The sequence below is a fragment of the Pirellulales bacterium genome (assembly GCA_035939775.1).
Lineage (GTDB): Bacteria > Planctomycetota > Planctomycetia > Pirellulales > DATAWG01 > DASZFO01.
In genome coordinates this window covers 1-15162 of the sequence record DASZFO010000279.1, presented here as the reverse complement: position 1 = coordinate 15162, position 15162 = coordinate 1, and the positions used below count along the sequence as shown (strand labels likewise).

Here is a 15162-nt window from a genome sequence, read left to right as displayed (position 1 = left end):
TGAACGGCCAAAAGAGCGCCGGTGAGCGTGGTCTTGCCGTGGTCGATGTGGCCGATCGTGCCGACATTGACGTGTGGTTTGGTTCGGGTGAAAACGTCTTTGGCCATTCTATCTCCCTGCGTTTCTCAAATTGGCGAAAGGAAAAATTCCCTGAATCGAAATGAATTCAAATTATCCCGCGAGAGCTGCTGATGGGAGTTGAACCCATGACCTCGTCCTTACCAAGGACGCGCTCTGCCAACTGAGCTACAGCAGCGTATGAGCTTCGGTCAGTTAAACCCTCCACCGCCGAGCCAGCCATGCAAAGCGGGTGAAGGGAATCGAACCCTCGTCTTCAGCTTGGAAGGCTATTGCTCTACCATTGAGCTACACCCGCGGTTCTCAAATGACTAATGACGAATGTCTAAGGAATAAGGCAGCACGAATGACGAACTGCGCTCGCGCGCATCGTCCTTCGTCACTAGACATTCGTCATTCGTCATTTCGTTCTCGCCTTCGTCCGCATCCCCGCCGCGCGCTGATTTTACTGGGGGGTACAGGATTCGAACCTGTGAAGGCAGTGCCATCAGATTTACAGTCTGACCCCTTTGACCGCTCGGGAAACCCCCCTCACCGATCCTCGCCGGCTAACTTGCTCAAGTCATAGACGAGCTAGCGGAGGGACTTGAACCCACAACCTGCTGATTACAAATCAGCTGCTCTGCCAATTGAGCTACGCTAGCCTGCGAGAAGGAGCCACGAAAACAAGTAAATATAACGAACTTAAATCCTGTTGCAATACGGGAAGACGCACAAAAATGCACATCCGGGCGTAACGCTCGAAAACCCCAAGCCACGCCGGTTGATCGCTCGATGAAATGAGCCGCCAAGCCAAGCGAAACGCCAACTTAGCCTGCGGCGGCTCGTTTGCGACCGGAGTATCGCCGCGCAGGCCTAGCCGGCGGTCAATCGGCCGCTACTTCATCTATAAAGGTCTAGGCCCGCGACGGAACTCGTCGAGATTCTCCGCCATCGCGGCGCACGACCTCCTGGCTTGCTCGATCCCCTGACTCGGGGCACCCATGAGAGAGCGCCGGGCGAAAAGCCGAGGCGCTCGTGGAAAACTACCCAAGTTAACATCGGACAAACGTGACGTCCTGCCGCTAAATCAAATCGGACCGGGCGCCTCGATCTTCTCTTCTTGAGCCGCCTGACGCAACTTGCTTAGGGCACGGGCCTCAATCTGCCGAATTCGCTCCTTGGTCACGCCCATTTCCTCGCCGACCTCCTTGAGCGTCAACGGTTCGTGAGAATGGTCCAAGCCGAAACGACTAATGATAATCTTTTGCTCGCGCTCGTCAAGGCGCTCGAGAATCCTCTCGACTTGCGCCTGCCGTTGGGCCTGGGCTGTCTCCTGCTCGTATTGATCGGATCGTTGGTCCTCCGTCGCGGAGAACGTCTCCAGTTGACTCGTGCGAAATCGATCGCGGCGACGGTGCTCGTCTGGAATCGTTCGGGCGAAGTTCTTCATGATGGCCCAACTAGCATATGTGCTGAACTTGTTGCCGCGGGCGTAGTCGAATTTCTCCGCCGCGCGGATCAGCGACATATTGCCATCGCTCACTAGCTCGAAGAAGTTATCCGCCGGCCCGACGTGCCGCTTGGCGATCGAAACCACCAAGCGCAGGTTGGCCCGCACGATCTGGTTCTTCGTCGTCACCGCTTGATCGTAGTATCGTTCGATATCGTCCATGACGCTGCTTTTGGCTCGCGACGGATCGAGTCCCTCGCGCAGCCTGCTCGCCATATGCTTGACGAAATTGAATTTTCGGAACAAGTGCCCTTCCTGCTCGCGAGTGAGAAGCGGCACCTCGTAGAGGCTCGCCAAATAAGGAGGCAGCCCGCTGGGAAGTCTCGCCTTCTTCTGCGCTTGTTCGGGTTGAGGCATTGCAACCAGAATCTTCTCGGCCGCGTCGGCCTTGGCAAATTCCGGATTCGGGATGAAATCGAGCGGCAATTCCAGAATCCGCTTCGCTCGCATCTCGTTGATGATCCGATAGATGCTCGTCTTCGTTCGGCAATAGCGCTTGGCGAGCGTCTCCACCGAGACGCCGCGGCGATATTGCTGATAGATCTTCTTCTTATTGTCTTCCGACAGTGGCCCGGTCGATTCCGGAAACACCGCCAGATCCGGATGCTCCTGATCGAATTGCTTCAACGTATATCGAATGGTCTCGACGCTGCGGCCGGTCCGCCGAGCCAACCGGCGAGTGACGTCGGCCGGGCAACCGCCGGCATGAGCCAACCGCCGCGCGTCGTCGATAATCGCGTTCCGCTCGGTGTCGCTAAGCTGACTGAACTGCGCGCCGCGCCGAACGCGCTCTTCATTCTGCGAGGCGAATCGCTCCACGGAACTCTGCAGGAAGCCGACTCGCTTGCGGCCGTCGAAAACGAACCGGCGGCTCACCAGCCCCTGCTGGCGCCAGCGCGAAATGGTCTTGGTCGAAACGTTAAACCGTTTGCTCAATTCCTCGACCGTCAATACCTGCTCGCCGGCCGCTTCGGCGCGAACGTTCGCCGCGTCCGACAAATCCTCGACGAATAAACGCAGATCGTGAATGGTCTCTCCGCCTGAGAGCTTCTGATTCGGATGCGATTCCGGCCGAAAATCCGTGATCCGAAAGCAGAGGTATTCGTAGGTGTAAGTGCGCGCGGGCTCCAACTCCGCCAGCAGCTTCTCCGCTCGGTTGACTTGCTCCAGCTTCTTCTCGCGCGGGGCAAACCGAACCTGTTGGTCGCGCAGCGCCCGCATCACAGGGGTAACATAGTCAGCATGCATCACAGTCCTTCCCTTCCTGATTCCTCGCCGCCGTTCCCTGCGACTCCGTCGCGCGGCAAGGTCTCTGATCCAAATCTGCCAACGATCGTCCCAGACCGTCTATTCGTTCAGTCCCTTCTTGATTGTTCGATGGGTCTCCCGTTGGATTGGCACTTTATAGCCCCCCCATGCTCCCATTTGCCTCGGATGCAAGCACGCGGGTGCCATATTTTCTACGAAACCGAGACCGCCACAGTCGAGAGCAGGTTTTCCGGCTTCTCCTTATTAGTTGCCACGGACTCGAAGTTGCTTAGAAAAAACCGACCGAAATTCGACGATTCTCGCTCCGACCCCAGTACCAAACGCCACCTTCGCCATCGCCCTCACCGTCCCAACTCCCGCGTCCGATGCTCAGCCCTGCCGTATGGCCGACTCCAATTGAACTCGCCTCGTCGGAACAGTCGATTTATCGAGGGTACTGCCGGACAGCGTGGCGCTCCGCCCATGTCTGCATGCCGATCTGTAAATCCCTCTCAACCTATTACTTAGACACCGTTTCCGGAAAGAAGTTCATGTTCGCCCCATCTCGCCCCATCCTCATATTCTTAGCAACCCATTGCCTACTGGCACGACAGGCTCTGGCAGGTGAGCCTTTAAGGCTGCAAACCCAGTGCCAAAAGGGGGATTTGTCCCGCGTGACGGTCTCGCTCGACGTAAAGGGAGAACTTCGCGTGGCAACCGACGGCAAGACTCAGAAACTGCCAATTCTGGTGGCAGGGAGCTTTGCCTACGATGAAATGCGGCTCGATGATTGTGGCAGCGCGGATGATCGCCGATCAGCTCGGTTTTACCGAGCCGCCGAGGCCGAGATTCAGATCGAAAAGAAGCCCGACAGACCCTCCCTTCGCGACGATCGGCGTCTGATCCTTGTCATGTCGAAAAAGACAGGAATTGTAATTTCCGCCCTCGGCGGCCCGCTGACCAGGGAGGAGGTCGATCTACTCGACGTTCCCGCCAACAGCCTACTTGTCGATCGGCTGCTCCCCAGTGCAGAAGTCCGGTCTGGCGAGACTTGGCGGCCGGATGCTGCGGCCGTCGGCAATCTGCTCGGGCTGGATGCCGTTGCCCGAAGCGATGTGCAATGCGTGCTCGCCGCCGTACACGGCTCGAACGTCGAAATCTCGATTTCCGGCGAGTTGAACGGTGCCGTCGCGGGCGTTGCCACGGAAATTGATTTGAAGGGAAAAGGGGTGTTCGATTTGGACCATCAACGTCTCGTTTCGATACAACTCCGTATCGAAGAGAGACGGTCGGCGGGCTATGTTTCCCCCGCCTTCGACGTCATTGCTAATGTACAGGTGGAAATCGCCCCGCTGGCCGGTTCCGACCAATTGACGAGCGAGATCGTCAAGTCGATCCCGAATGACTCCAGTGCAATGGTCCCGCCGCTGGTATTGCGATCTCCGGCTGGAGCATTCCAAATGCTCTACGACCGCCGCTGGCACGTAACCCGCGACGACACGTCATTGACTGTGCTGCGGCTATTGGACCGGGGCGAGTTGGTCGCCCAATGCAACATTTCGCCGCTACCTCAACTCTCGGCGGGCGCGGAGTTTGGCTTGGAGGAATTCCAGTCCGACGTGCAGCAGGCGCTCGGCAAGAGCTTCGGCCGTTTCGATTCGGCTTCCGAACACAAAACGGCCGCTGGGCTGAAGCTCCTGAAGGTTGTCGCTGAAGGGACCGTTTCGGAGCTGCCGATTCAATGGCGCTACTATTTGGCGATCGACGCCGAGGGCCGTCGCGTGGCACTCACCTACACGCTGGAATCGAGCCTGGTCGATCGTTTCGCCGACGCCGACGCAACTATGGTTGAGAGCCTTGAACTCGCCTCGCCAGCCGAACCGGACAGGCCACATAAGGCGCACTCGGAATTGCGAATCAAGTTGAATTGATTGCCGCGACTAAACCGCCGGCTGCGCGGACGCCGAGGCTCTCCGTCGTCGCCATGCGAAAAGCAACGCTGCTCCAGCCGTGGCCGCCAGCAGAAGGGTGCCCGGCTCGGGAACGGCGACAAAGAAGGCGTCGGAGAAAAAATGGAAGGGCGGCGAGCCTCCGATTGGCTCCGTGAACGTCACGGTGAAGCTTTTTAATTGGCCCGGCGCGAAATCGCCGAGTTGGATCAGTGGGACCGAATCAGTCGTCGCCACCGACGCCGTATACGGACCTCCCGGAGCCGAGACCGAATCAGTCAGGGGTACATGGATCAGTGCTGGCAGCAACGGCTGGAAGATAAATGTCGGTGGCGGGTTCACTCCCGTGAAATCCAGCTCCTGCGTGCCGCCTGCGTTGCGCCACGCGCCGGCACCCAGATAGTTGAATCCATTGCCGGTCGGCACTCCCGATGAGTTTGCTGGATAGAAGAACTCCAGCGGCAGTCCGACCTGATGGTAAGTGGTCGTGGCGGAAGTATTCTTGGCCGTCAGATTGACCATTCCGCCGTTGTAATCCACGGTAAACTGCGTGAAGTTCATAAATCCGCCGAGCGAAGAATCAACGCCGTAGGCGGTAAGTACGGCCGCTTGCGCGCCGCGGGCGAAGCAGAGGCAAGCGACCAGCGCGAGCAACCGCAGCGAGATTTGTTGGCGGTTCATTGGCATCTCCTCAACTATTTCGATTCTTGGATCACTAGCGGTCGCTCGGTTCGATCAACCGTCCGATTGGAGAGTGGCCCGATCTAGCGGAAATTCAAACTGCTTCCCTCAACGGCGAGACTAACCGCCGGTTCCGCCGAAGTCAAGCAATTTTGCTTCACTTTGCCGGTCCATCGGGCCGCCGGCCCCGGCGCAATTGCGGCCGAGGGCGATAGCGCCCGGACATCCCGTTGATGTCAGCCAGATGCTTCGGCAAAGCGCGGCGATTCGATTCGCGACTCGTGACTGCGGTGGGATTCGCCGCAACGTGGTCTGTTTTTGCACCGTTATTGGCCCAATCCGGAATCGGCCTCAAGTCTGTCGGAACGAAGTTCGATTACTTTTTGGCAAATCCACTTGTAGTTTTTTTCGTCGGATGGTATACAGCGCGCTGGGTCACTCGACCGGCCTCAATTGAGTGTCAATCGAGGCTTTGATTCCTTAACGGAGGAGGCTTTCGCCCGCTTAAAATGAACGAACAAGACGCTGGTTCAGCCGTGGCCTCGCAAATCGCCGTCTCGACCAATGGTGCGATCTCTTGCGAAGCCGAGGAGCCTCCGAGTACCAGATTCTCTCAGGATTCCGGGACGAAGGATTCCGAGCCTCCGAGTACGACGCTCGCGAGAACGAGTACGGTGCTCGCAGGAATGAGTGCGAAGCTCATAGCCGTCAGGCCGCCGCTTCGAGGACAACACCTCGCTGGATTGCGGCATTCGTTCTGGAAAGATGTTCCAGACGATCTGTGGGAAGACTGGCGTTGGCAGCGTCAGCACGCCGTGCGGACGACGGCCCAATTGGCCGAATTACTCTCTTTTCCACCGGCGGAGATTGCCGCCTTGGAAAGGCTGGAATCGAAGTTTCGCACGGCGATTCCCCCTTACTACTTCTCCCTGATCGATCCACTCGATCCGGATGATCCCATCCGCCTGCAATCGGTCCCGTCGTCGCGCGAGGAAGTGAATGTCTCAGGGGTCGAATTCGACGATCCGCTCGAGGAAGACAAGGATTCTCCCGTCCCCGGCGTGACGCATCGCTATCCCGACCGGGCCCTGCTGATCACCACTCCGGTGTGCAGCATGTATTGCCGGTTCTGCACGCGGAAGCGCGTCACGATGGACCGAGAAGGATGGGATGCCCCCAGTCGCGACGAAGAGCGGATGATCGAATATGTTCGCGGCACGACGGCGATTCGCGATGTGATCGTTTCTGGCGGCGATCCGCTAACGCTGCCCGTGACTAAGCTTCGCTGGTTTGTCACGCAATTGGCCGCGATCGACCACGTGGACGTCGTCCGCATCGGCACTCGGGTGCCGGTAACGCTGCCGCAGCGGCTCTTCGATCCGGAACTGGTCGATCTCTTGGCCGAGGCGGGCAAAATCTGGATTCAAACCCATTTCAACCATCCGACCGAGATCACTCCCGAGGCGACGCGCGCTTGCCGCAATCTGGTCAACGCCGGAATGCCGGTCAGCAACCACGCCGTGTTGATGAAAGGGGTGAACGATTCGGTCGAGACGATGCGGCAATTGGTTCGCGGCCTGCTGCGGATCAAGGTTCGGCCGTACTATCTTTTCCATTGCGATCCGGTCACGGGCGCCGGCCACTTCCGAACGTCGATCTGGAAAGGGATCGAGATCATCGAAGGCCTGCGCGGGCATGTCTCCGGATTGGGAGTGCCGACGTATGTCGTCGATGGCCTGCACGGCGCTGGCAAGATTCCGGTCATGCCCAACTATGTGCTTTCGGCCTCCGACGACGCCGTGATCCTGCGGAACTACGAGGGAATGATCTTCCGCTACGCGCCTGAGGATAAGCCGGTCGAGGCGAAGCCGATCGAGTCACAAGGCGTCAGCCGAGTGCTTAGCGGCGACGGCCGGCCGATCGTCCCGGCGGACACGCCGCGGCAGGCCCGCCGGCGTAAGAGCCAGGAGTCCGGCGTCGACAGTGGGGTGTCGGCTCCGGCGAACTTACCACCGGTTGTGGTCTCGGGCAATGGTCATGCGGCGTCGGATTTGCCCCGGAACGGCAAGAAAATCGTTGGCAAGCCGGCCAATGCCAAGCCGGTCAATGGGAAACCAATCAACGGTAAGTCGGACGGCAAATCCGTGGGCGATGGAGCGGCCGCACGGATAGTCGCGGCGCTCAAGATCATCGACGGCGTGCCGATTCACAGCGACCATGAAATCCGCGGCCCGGCCAATGGAAACGGCCATGGTAAGGACAACGGCCATGGTTCCATCATCGCGAAGCGACGGAATGGGGCCAGTAACGGTAAGAACGGGTCGAATGGCAACAGCGCGGCGCGGCCGGCCAAGCCGATCGTGCATTCGGAGGCGCCATTGCTCAAGAACGACCTCCGCAGCCGTCCGCCACGACGGTCGGAAACCACCGCCCGAAAGGCCAACGGCAAAGCGAGCAAGAAAGCCTGATCGTGAGAATCGGTCTGACATACAACGTCCGTTCCCCGTCGGCCGGCGGCAACGGGGCGGTGGACGAGCATTGGCCCGACGACGCGGAAGAAGAATTCGATTCTCCCGAGACGATCGAGGCCTTGGCCGGGGCCCTACGAGGATTAGGGCACGAGGTCGAGTTGCTCGGCGACGGCGAGCCGCTCTTGCGGCGGTTGCTCACTGGCTACCGGCCCGATTTGGTCTTCAATTTCGCGGAAGGGACGGGCACGAGCCGCTCGCGCGAGGCGCGAGTGCCGGCCGTGCTCGAAATGCTCGGCATTCCCTACACGGGCTCCGATCCGCTGACGCTGGCCGCGACGCTCGACAAGGAATGCGCCAAGCGGCTGGTCCGTTGCGCCGGCGTGGCGACTCCCGATTGGCTCGTCGTCGATGGCGACGTCGAGGATTTCAGGGACCGACTGCTCACGCTGCCGTTGCCGGTGATCGTCAAGCCGGCCTTCGAAGGATCGAGCAAGGGAATCCGCTCGGCGAATCTGATCGAAGATTCGGCCCGGCTCATGGAAACGGTCGAGGAGATCGTGGCCGCTTATCGTCAGCCCGTGCTCATCGAGGAGTTTATCGACGGCGATGAATTGACCGTCGGCATGATCGGCGATCGGCCGCGCGAGCCATTCGGTATCATGCGAGTGCTGCCGGTTGATCGCAATGGGCCGTTCGTTTACAGCCTCGAAGTGAAACGCGATTGGGAGCGGCTCGTGCGCTACGAATGCCCGGCAAAACTCTCGCCGCAAGACACTCGCGCGGTCGGATTGGCCGCACTCTTAGTCTGGAAAACGCTCGGCTGCCGGGATTTGGCCCGCATCGATTTTCGCCTTCGCAATCATGTGCCGTATTTTCTCGAAGTAAATCCGCTTCCCGGCCTGAATCCCAAGTCGAGCGATCTGGTATTGATGGCCCGATCGCTCGAAATCAGCTATTCCGACCTGATCGGGCGCATTCTCGCGGCGGCGACGGAACGGCTCAGCGAGAATCCGGCCGCGCTTGCAAGTTACTGATCCTTTGGACGTCGCCATCCTCTTCAACGACCCGACGCTGCCGCGCGAGCATCCGGACTACGCTCAAGAGGCCGGGGTGTTGGAATCGGTCGAGGCGTTTCGCACAGCGCTGCGGGCCGCGGGACACGGGGTTCGCGAAGTCGGCGTCCGCGATTCAATCGCGCCGTTGCTTGATTCGTTGTCTGCCGAGCGCCCCGACGTGATCGTCAATCTATGCGAGGGCTTTGCTGGCCAAACGGCCGGCGAAGCGCATCTAGCTGCGGTTTTGGAACTCTCGGGGATTCCTTATACCGGTTCACCGCCGGAATGTTTGGCATTGGTCCGCGACAAAGCGCGAACGAAATGGTTGCTTCGTGGAGCGGGGCTACCCACGGCCCCATTTGTGCGATTGAATCCGGGCGAGCTGTTTGCGCGAGAGCCGTTCTCGACATGGCTCTCCGCCGGTCCGCTCTTCGTGAAGCCGGCGTCCGAGGATGCCAGCCTCGGGATCGGACCGGACAGCGTTGTGACGGATTGGGAATCGCTCGAGCGACAAGTCGAAACCGTCTCGCGACAATATGGCAGCGTGCTCGTCGAGCAGTTCATCGACGGTCGAGAGTTCAACGTCGGCGTGATTGCACTTCCAAACGTGGAATGCCTTCCGCTGGCGGAGATCGAGTTTCGCACCGATGCCAGCTCGCGCTGGCCGATCGTCACTTATGAAGGGAAATGGTCTGCCGGGAGCGCGGCCGATCGAGCGACTCCTGTCCGCTGCCCGGCGGACGCTAAACCGGTTCTCGCAGGCTCCATTCGAGCTGCGGCGTTGACAGCCTATCAAGTCACCGGCTGCCGTGATTACGCACGTGTTGATCTGCGGGTGGATCGGTCGGGCAATATCTTCATCCTCGAAGTGAACGCCAATCCGGACGCTGGGCCGAATGCCGGCTTGGCGCGGGCACTCGCCGCGGCGGGAATCGAGTACGAGTCGTTCATCGAGCGGTTGATCGAGACGGCGGCAGCACGCGGCGTCTCCGCCCAAACCCCCGCTTCTGGCCGCTGAAACCCGATTGTGTCGCTTGACCGGCAGCGATATACTTTTGGGTTCTCTCCGTGGCCTTCAGTTGGATTCCCTGCGCGGGGACCGGGTGCGGAGAACTTGCAACCACTAACAATTTTCTAGTCGGCCGAGCTATGGGTGTCGGGGGCGCGTGCCTTCCGTAGAAGCGGCATCTCGCCGCTGTCTCAACGCGGCAAGATTCCGCGTCTACACTCCCCGGCGCCGGCCGATCGCAGGCACTCTTTCTTATGGTAAATCGTAATCTGATCCGTGACCTTGGCGACGACGAAATGGACCGCGAGCTGGAACTCGCCATGGCCGATGGCGGCGTCGCCACGGCGACCGAGTGGGGCGGCGGCGATTTGGCGATCAACTCCATCGTCCAGGGGCGAATCCTGCGCGTCGATGATGAATTCGTGCTGGTCGACGTGGGCTACAAGAGCGAAGGGCAAATTGCCCGCAACGAATGGGACGAGACCGAAGAGCCGCCCCAAGTCGGCGACACGCTCAAGGTCCTGATCGAGGAAGTCGAGGGAGTGCAGGAGCAGCTTGAAGAGCCGCGCGGGATGATCGCGCTCAGCAAGCGCAAAGCCCGCAAGATCGAAGACTGGATGAAGGTCATGGAGACGGTCCACGAGAACGACGTGGTGACCGGCGTCGTGACCCGCAAAATCAAAGGGGGCCTGCTGGTCGATGTCAGCGGCGTGAACGTGTTCCTGCCCGCCAGCCAGGTCGATATCCGCCGGCCGGCCGACATCGGCGATTACGTCGGTCGCACCATCCAATGCATCGTACTCAAGATCGACGAAGCGCGGCGCAACATCGTCGTCAGTCGCCGAGCGCTCATCGAGCAAGAACGGGCCGAGAAGAAGAAACAGCTTCTCGACACGCTCGAAGTCGGCCAGCTCCGCAAGGGAGTGGTCAAGAACATTGCCGAATTCGGGGCGTTTGTCGATCTGGGGGGCATCGATGGTCTGCTCCATATCACCGATATGAGCTGGGGCCGCATCGGCCATCCTTCGGAGATGGTCGCCATCGATCAGGAAATCGAGGTCCAAATCCTGCACATCGACCGCGAGCGCGAAAAGATCGCCCTCGGACTCAAGCAGAAATCCGCTAGCCCGTGGACAACGTGGCCGACAAATACCCCGTCGGCTCGGTGATCAAGGGGACCGTGGTCAACGTGATGAGCTACGGGGCGTTCGTGAAGCTCGAGGAAGGGATCGAGGGCCTCGTGCACATCAGCGAGATGTCGTGGACCAAACGAATCAGCCATCCGAACGAATTGGTCCACATCGACGACGAAATCAACGTCGTCGTGCTTGGGATCAACAAGGAGAAGCAGGAAATCTCCCTGGGCATGAAGCAAACCCAGGAAAATCCCTGGGACAAGGTGGCCGATCGCTATCCGCCGGGAACACTCGTCAAGGGAACCGTCCGCAATCTCACCAATTATGGCGCTTTCATCGAGATCGAGGAAGGGATCGACGGGCTGCTGCACGTGAGCGACATGTCGTGGACCCGCAAGATCAGCCATCCCAGCGAAGTCGTCGAAAAGGGGCAACAGATCGAGTGCAAGGTGCTCTCGGTCGATCAGCAGCGGCGGCGAATCGCGCTCGGCCTGAAGCAACTCGCCGATGACCCCTGGGCCACCGAGATTCCGACCAAGTACCAACCAGGCCAATTGGTGACGGGCACGGTGACGAAGCTCACGAATTTCGGCGTGTTCGTCGGACTCGAGGACGGCTTGGAGGGGCTGCTGCACATTTCGGAGCTGGCCGACCACAAGGTCGAGAATCCCGAGGAAGTGGTCAAGGTTGGCGATCAGATCGAGGTGAAAATCCTTCGCGTCGATACCGACGAGCGAAAGATCGGCCTGTCGCGGAAGCGCGTCGAATGGGCCGAGGAGGAAGGGACCAAGGCCGACGGTGACGGTGCGGCGGGTTCGCCCGGATCACCGAAAGCCCAGCCATCGGCGCCGCCCTCTGAACTCAAAGGTGGCATCAGCGGCAAGAGCGGGCCGCTGATTGGCCCGGCGGCGCAAGAATAGGCGCGGATTGATCGGCGAGCTACGTTGGAATGAAGGGCATTATCCGGCTGTCGGAGAATTCTGATGGGAACGAATTACACGGCCGTTATTCAGCAGCACGATGCCTGGTGGATCGGCTGGGTCGAGGAGGTACCGGGCGTCAACTCGCAGGGAAAGACCCGCGAGGAGTTACTGGACAATTTGCGCGACGCCCTCAGCGAGGCCCTGGAGATGAACCGTGCGGACGCGCGAGCTGCCGCTGGCGGACCTTACGAGGAAGTCAGCATCCCCGCGTGAAACGCCGGAAACTACTCGCTCATCTTCGGCGGCATGGTTGCGTGCTGATCCGCGAAGGCCGGCGCCATTCGTGGTGGGGAAATCCAGCGAATAATCGGCGTTCGGCTGTACCCCGACATACCGAAATCCCCGATCCGCTGGCGCGAAAAATATGCCGCGACCTCGGCATTTCGGATCCCTAACCGATCCGGCTGTGTTGCATCCTCCGGACAGCGCGATCCAACCGTTCGCGCAACCACTTGCTTCGTTGCCATCGCTACGGCCCGAACCTCGGGCACATTCGGCTCACCTCGTCGGTCCGCGCTCCCGTTGCAGAGAGCCGCGCGCGTGCGTCGATAGTTCTGTTTGTCTAACCAGCAGAGCCATCCTCGCTTTACCACGCCGGCGCGCCATGCCTATCACACGACGTAAGTCTTCGTCCGCGGTCCAAACCCCGTTGGAAACGTACCTGCGGGAGATCAACGAAACCGCGTTGCTCTCGGCCCGCGACGAGCAAGAGCTGGCCACCGCGATCGGCCTGGGAGACACCCGCGCCCGCGATCGCATGGTCCGGGCCAACCTGCGTCTAGTGGTGAACATCGCCCGCGGATACACCGGCAAGGGCCTCGGCCTGCAAGACCTGATCGAAGAGGGAAACCTCGGCCTCTTGCGAGCCGTCGAGGGCTTCGACCCGGCGATGGGCACTCGCTTCAGCACCTACGCCAGCTACTGGATCAAGCAGTCCATCAAACGGGCCTTGATCAATAGCGCCAAGACGATCCGCATCCCGGCCTACATGGTCGAGCTGCTCTCGAAATGGCGGCGAGCCAGCGCCCGCCTCACCGAAGAATTGAGTCGCACGCCGACGCCGGAAGAAGTCGCCCGCGTGCTCGGGCTAGCCCGCAAGAAGCTGCCGATCATCAAGAAGGCGATCCGCATCTACAACTCGACTCCTCAGACCGATCAGGCCGAATCGGGCTGGTCGCTCGGCGAAATGGTGATGGACGAAAATCTCCGCAGCCCGGAGGACGAGCTGCTCGCCCACGACAATCTCACGCACGTGTTGGCGATGCTCGCGACGATGGACGCCCGCGAGGCGACCGTGCTGCGGATGCGGTTCGGCCTCGACGATCAAGAGCCGCGCACCCTGAAGGAGATCGGCGAATCGCTCGGTCTCACTCGCGAGCGCGTCCGCCAGATCGAAACCGAAGCCCTGGCCAAGCTGGCCGAGGGCCTCGACGCGCGAGGGTAGCGTACTCATTACGCTCCGTCGTGATGAAGAATCCTTACGGCGCAGCGTGAGGAGGACACTTGACAGCGCTGACCAGGAACTCCAGCAGCGAATTGTCAAGCGCGGTCGCAAAGTCGGTCTCCGTTAGAGCCGCATCGATCCGACCGCTCGACAATACGGTTCGGCCATGAGCGCTGAAATCGGCCACGGCTAAACCAGTCGTTGAATCGCTCGCGGCAACGTAATTGCTTCGTAGATCGCTTCTCGGCGGATCCCAATTCGTGGCAAGGCTCGACGATCGCGGCGCGGCCACGGTCGCCGTTTCGTCAAGAAGTGCCTCCGTCAGATAGGGAACGACAAAAGATGATACGGACGGCCCTGGATCAGGCGTGGCTGCCGCGACCACGGTGCTTGATGCGCTCGCGGCGCCTGGTACGCGATCTGACGACTCCAGGACCCCCAGTCCCGAGCCCCCTTCTGCGGCGAGCGGATTGCCCGATGCGTCCGACGCGGCGATGGTCACCGTCGCTGGGCTGCCGGCTGCGCCGCCGATCACGAGCGCGCTCTGAACGATGTGTCCAGCCGTCAAGTTGCTGCCGGAGTTGACCGTCAAATTGCCCGTGCCCTCGATGCCGCCGCTCACGACAAGGCTGCCAGCGCCGGATAGCGTCAGGGAGTTGTTGTTATTCCAAACTGTGCCCGAAGACAATGCGATCGTCACCCGTTGTGTGGCATCGAGCAGGAGAATCAGCGGATCGGCAACGACCGGCAAGGGCGTGAGCAGATTGATGGTCTGCGACCCCGCCGGCAATGTGAAGCGGATGGTGTGCGTGACGCCAGGAGTGGCGGCGGCGTCGAGCAGCGCCTGACGGAGTGAGCCGGGACCGCTGTCCAAGTTGTTCGTGATCTGGGCGGAAAGAACTGCGACGTTGCTGAAGGTCGCGGCGCTGGCGGCCGCGTTGTCGTGCGCCGTCACGGCCAGGCCGGCCAGGGCGCCGGTGTTCATGGTAATGCTCTGGCTCGTGCCGATCTGCGTCCAATGCACGCCGTCGGTGGAGTAGTAGCCACTGAAGGCGCCCTCGAATCGCGTGAGCTTGATCCAGATGGGCGCCGAGATGCCGCTGACGGTTGTGCTGGCGGCCGCCGTGCCGGCGGTCGCCCGCCACTGAAAGGTGACGCCGTTGCCGGGCGTCAGGTCCACATTGGCGAAGGTCGAGCCCGCCGTTTCGTCATTGCGAAGCATCACGCCCGCCTTGGCCCAAGCGTTCGTATTGGCCAGCGCGGTGACGCGGGCGATGACGCTCCCGTCGCCAGACAGGTTTTGTTGGACGAAGTTGAATTGGTCGGCGCTGGTCCAGATGTCAGCGCCGCTGCCGCTCACGGTCCAACTTGCGCTGGTCGGATCGAAGCTCGCGAAACCCGCCGCGCCGGGCGAGCCGATATCACCGTCCGACCAGCCGCCCGGCACGATGCTCACTGACCTGAACATCGCGGTGTTGAGGGCGGCATTGCTGTTGGCATCGACTGCCAGCCCGACGTTGACGGTGCCGCTCATGGCGATCGTTTCGCCCGGGCCGAGCTGCGTCCACGTGACGCCGTCGGACGAGTCGTAGGCCGTGAACGTGTTGCCGATGCGC

At 60.6% G+C, this 15162-nt stretch carries 13 protein-coding genes and 4 tRNA genes; 9 read left to right on the top strand and 8 right to left on the bottom strand.

What is annotated here, in order from left to right; genetic code table 11:
* From VGY55_17350 to VGY55_17325, 6 genes are all read right to left on the bottom strand, one after another.
* On the bottom strand, nucleotides 1–107 hold a 107-nt coding region (locus VGY55_17350), incomplete at its 3' end, for a GTP-binding protein (GenBank protein HEV2971744.1).
* A 76-nt stretch (nucleotides 108–183) separates the two neighbouring features.
* Nucleotides 184–256, bottom strand: a tRNA-Thr gene (locus tag VGY55_17345).
* Between the two features lie 49 nt (nucleotides 257–305).
* A tRNA-Gly gene (locus VGY55_17340) sits at nucleotides 306–376 on the bottom strand.
* 151 nt (nucleotides 377–527) lie between these two features.
* Nucleotides 528–609, bottom strand: a tRNA-Tyr gene (locus VGY55_17335).
* Between the two features lie 40 nt (nucleotides 610–649).
* A tRNA-Thr gene (locus tag VGY55_17330) sits at nucleotides 650–722 on the bottom strand.
* A gap of 425 nt (nucleotides 723–1147) precedes the next feature.
* A complete protein-coding gene (locus VGY55_17325; protein ID HEV2971743.1) occupies nucleotides 1148–2818 on the bottom strand; it encodes a sigma-70 family RNA polymerase sigma factor in 1671 nt (556 codons plus the stop codon).
* Nucleotides 2819–3492: 674 nt separating this feature from the next.
* On the opposite strand from VGY55_17325, the gene VGY55_17320 reads away from it, so the two are divergent.
* On the top strand, nucleotides 3493–4749 hold the full coding sequence (locus VGY55_17320) for a hypothetical protein (protein ID HEV2971742.1): 1257 nt from the start codon (nucleotides 3493–3495) through the stop codon (nucleotides 4747–4749).
* 9 nt (nucleotides 4750–4758) lie between these two features.
* Here the strand turns inward: VGY55_17320 and VGY55_17315 are convergent, their stop codons facing one another.
* A complete protein-coding gene (locus tag VGY55_17315) occupies nucleotides 4759–5448 on the bottom strand; it encodes a PEP-CTERM sorting domain-containing protein (protein HEV2971741.1) in 690 nt (229 codons plus the stop codon).
* A 686-nt stretch (nucleotides 5449–6134) separates the two neighbouring features.
* Here VGY55_17315 and VGY55_17310 point away from each other — a divergent pair.
* From VGY55_17310 to VGY55_17275, 8 genes are all read left to right on the top strand, one after another.
* A complete protein-coding gene (locus VGY55_17310) occupies nucleotides 6135–7916 on the top strand; it encodes a KamA family radical SAM protein (protein ID HEV2971740.1) in 1782 nt (593 codons plus the stop codon).
* Nucleotides 7917–7918: 2 nt separating this feature from the next.
* Nucleotides 7919–8953, top strand: a complete 1035-nt coding sequence (locus VGY55_17305) for an ATP-grasp domain-containing protein (GenBank protein HEV2971739.1) — start codon at nucleotides 7919–7921, stop codon at nucleotides 8951–8953.
* Nucleotides 8954–8957: 4 nt separating this feature from the next.
* The gene (locus tag VGY55_17300; GenBank protein ID HEV2971738.1) at nucleotides 8958–9992 is read left to right on the top strand and encodes a hypothetical protein; all 1035 of its coding nucleotides are present in this window, start codon (nucleotides 8958–8960) and stop codon (nucleotides 9990–9992) included.
* Between the two features lie 245 nt (nucleotides 9993–10237).
* Nucleotides 10238–11152, top strand: a complete 915-nt coding sequence (locus tag VGY55_17295) for a S1 RNA-binding domain-containing protein (GenBank protein HEV2971737.1) — start codon at nucleotides 10238–10240, stop codon at nucleotides 11150–11152.
* A complete protein-coding gene (locus VGY55_17290; GenBank protein ID HEV2971736.1) occupies nucleotides 11113–12039 on the top strand; it encodes a S1 RNA-binding domain-containing protein in 927 nt (308 codons plus the stop codon). The genes VGY55_17295 and VGY55_17290 overlap by 40 nt, the downstream gene beginning before the upstream one ends.
* Nucleotides 12040–12102: 63 nt before the next feature.
* Nucleotides 12103–12315 carry a type II toxin-antitoxin system HicB family antitoxin gene (locus tag VGY55_17285; protein ID HEV2971735.1) on the top strand — a complete coding sequence of 71 codons (213 nt, stop codon included), beginning with the start codon at nucleotides 12103–12105 and terminating at the stop codon, nucleotides 12313–12315.
* Nucleotides 12312–12497, top strand: coding sequence for a type II toxin-antitoxin system HicA family toxin (locus VGY55_17280; GenBank protein HEV2971734.1), 186 nt, complete (start codon nucleotides 12312–12314; stop codon nucleotides 12495–12497). Before VGY55_17285 ends, VGY55_17280 begins: the two co-directional genes overlap by 4 nt.
* A gap of 209 nt (nucleotides 12498–12706) precedes the next feature.
* Nucleotides 12707–13546 (top strand): RNA polymerase sigma factor RpoD/SigA, encoded by an 840-nt coding sequence (locus tag VGY55_17275; protein ID HEV2971733.1) that lies wholly within the window; start codon nucleotides 12707–12709, stop codon nucleotides 13544–13546.
* A gap of 34 nt (nucleotides 13547–13580) precedes the next feature.
* Here VGY55_17275 and VGY55_17270 read toward each other — a convergent pair.
* A partial coding sequence (locus VGY55_17270) for a hypothetical protein (protein HEV2971732.1) occupies nucleotides 13581–15162 on the bottom strand: 1582 nt, incomplete at its 5' end.

What these genes read in the sequence shown, in the direction of transcription:
- VGY55_17285 (HEV2971735.1), top strand. Translation starts at nt 12,103, where the DNA reads ATGGGAACGAATTACACGGCCGTTATTCAGCAGCACGATGCCTGGTGG.
- VGY55_17325 (HEV2971743.1), bottom strand. Translation starts at nt 2,818, where the DNA reads ATGCATGCTGACTATGTTACCCCTGTGATGCGGGCGCTGCGCGACCAA.
- VGY55_17295 (HEV2971737.1), top strand. Translation starts at nt 10,238, where the DNA reads ATGGTAAATCGTAATCTGATCCGTGACCTTGGCGACGACGAAATGGAC.
- VGY55_17310 (HEV2971740.1), top strand. Translation starts at nt 6,135, where the DNA reads ATGAGTGCGAAGCTCATAGCCGTCAGGCCGCCGCTTCGAGGACAACAC.
- VGY55_17275 (HEV2971733.1), top strand. Translation starts at nt 12,707, where the DNA reads ATGCCTATCACACGACGTAAGTCTTCGTCCGCGGTCCAAACCCCGTTG.
- VGY55_17315 (HEV2971741.1), bottom strand. Translation starts at nt 5,448, where the DNA reads ATGAACCGCCAACAAATCTCGCTGCGGTTGCTCGCGCTGGTCGCTTGC.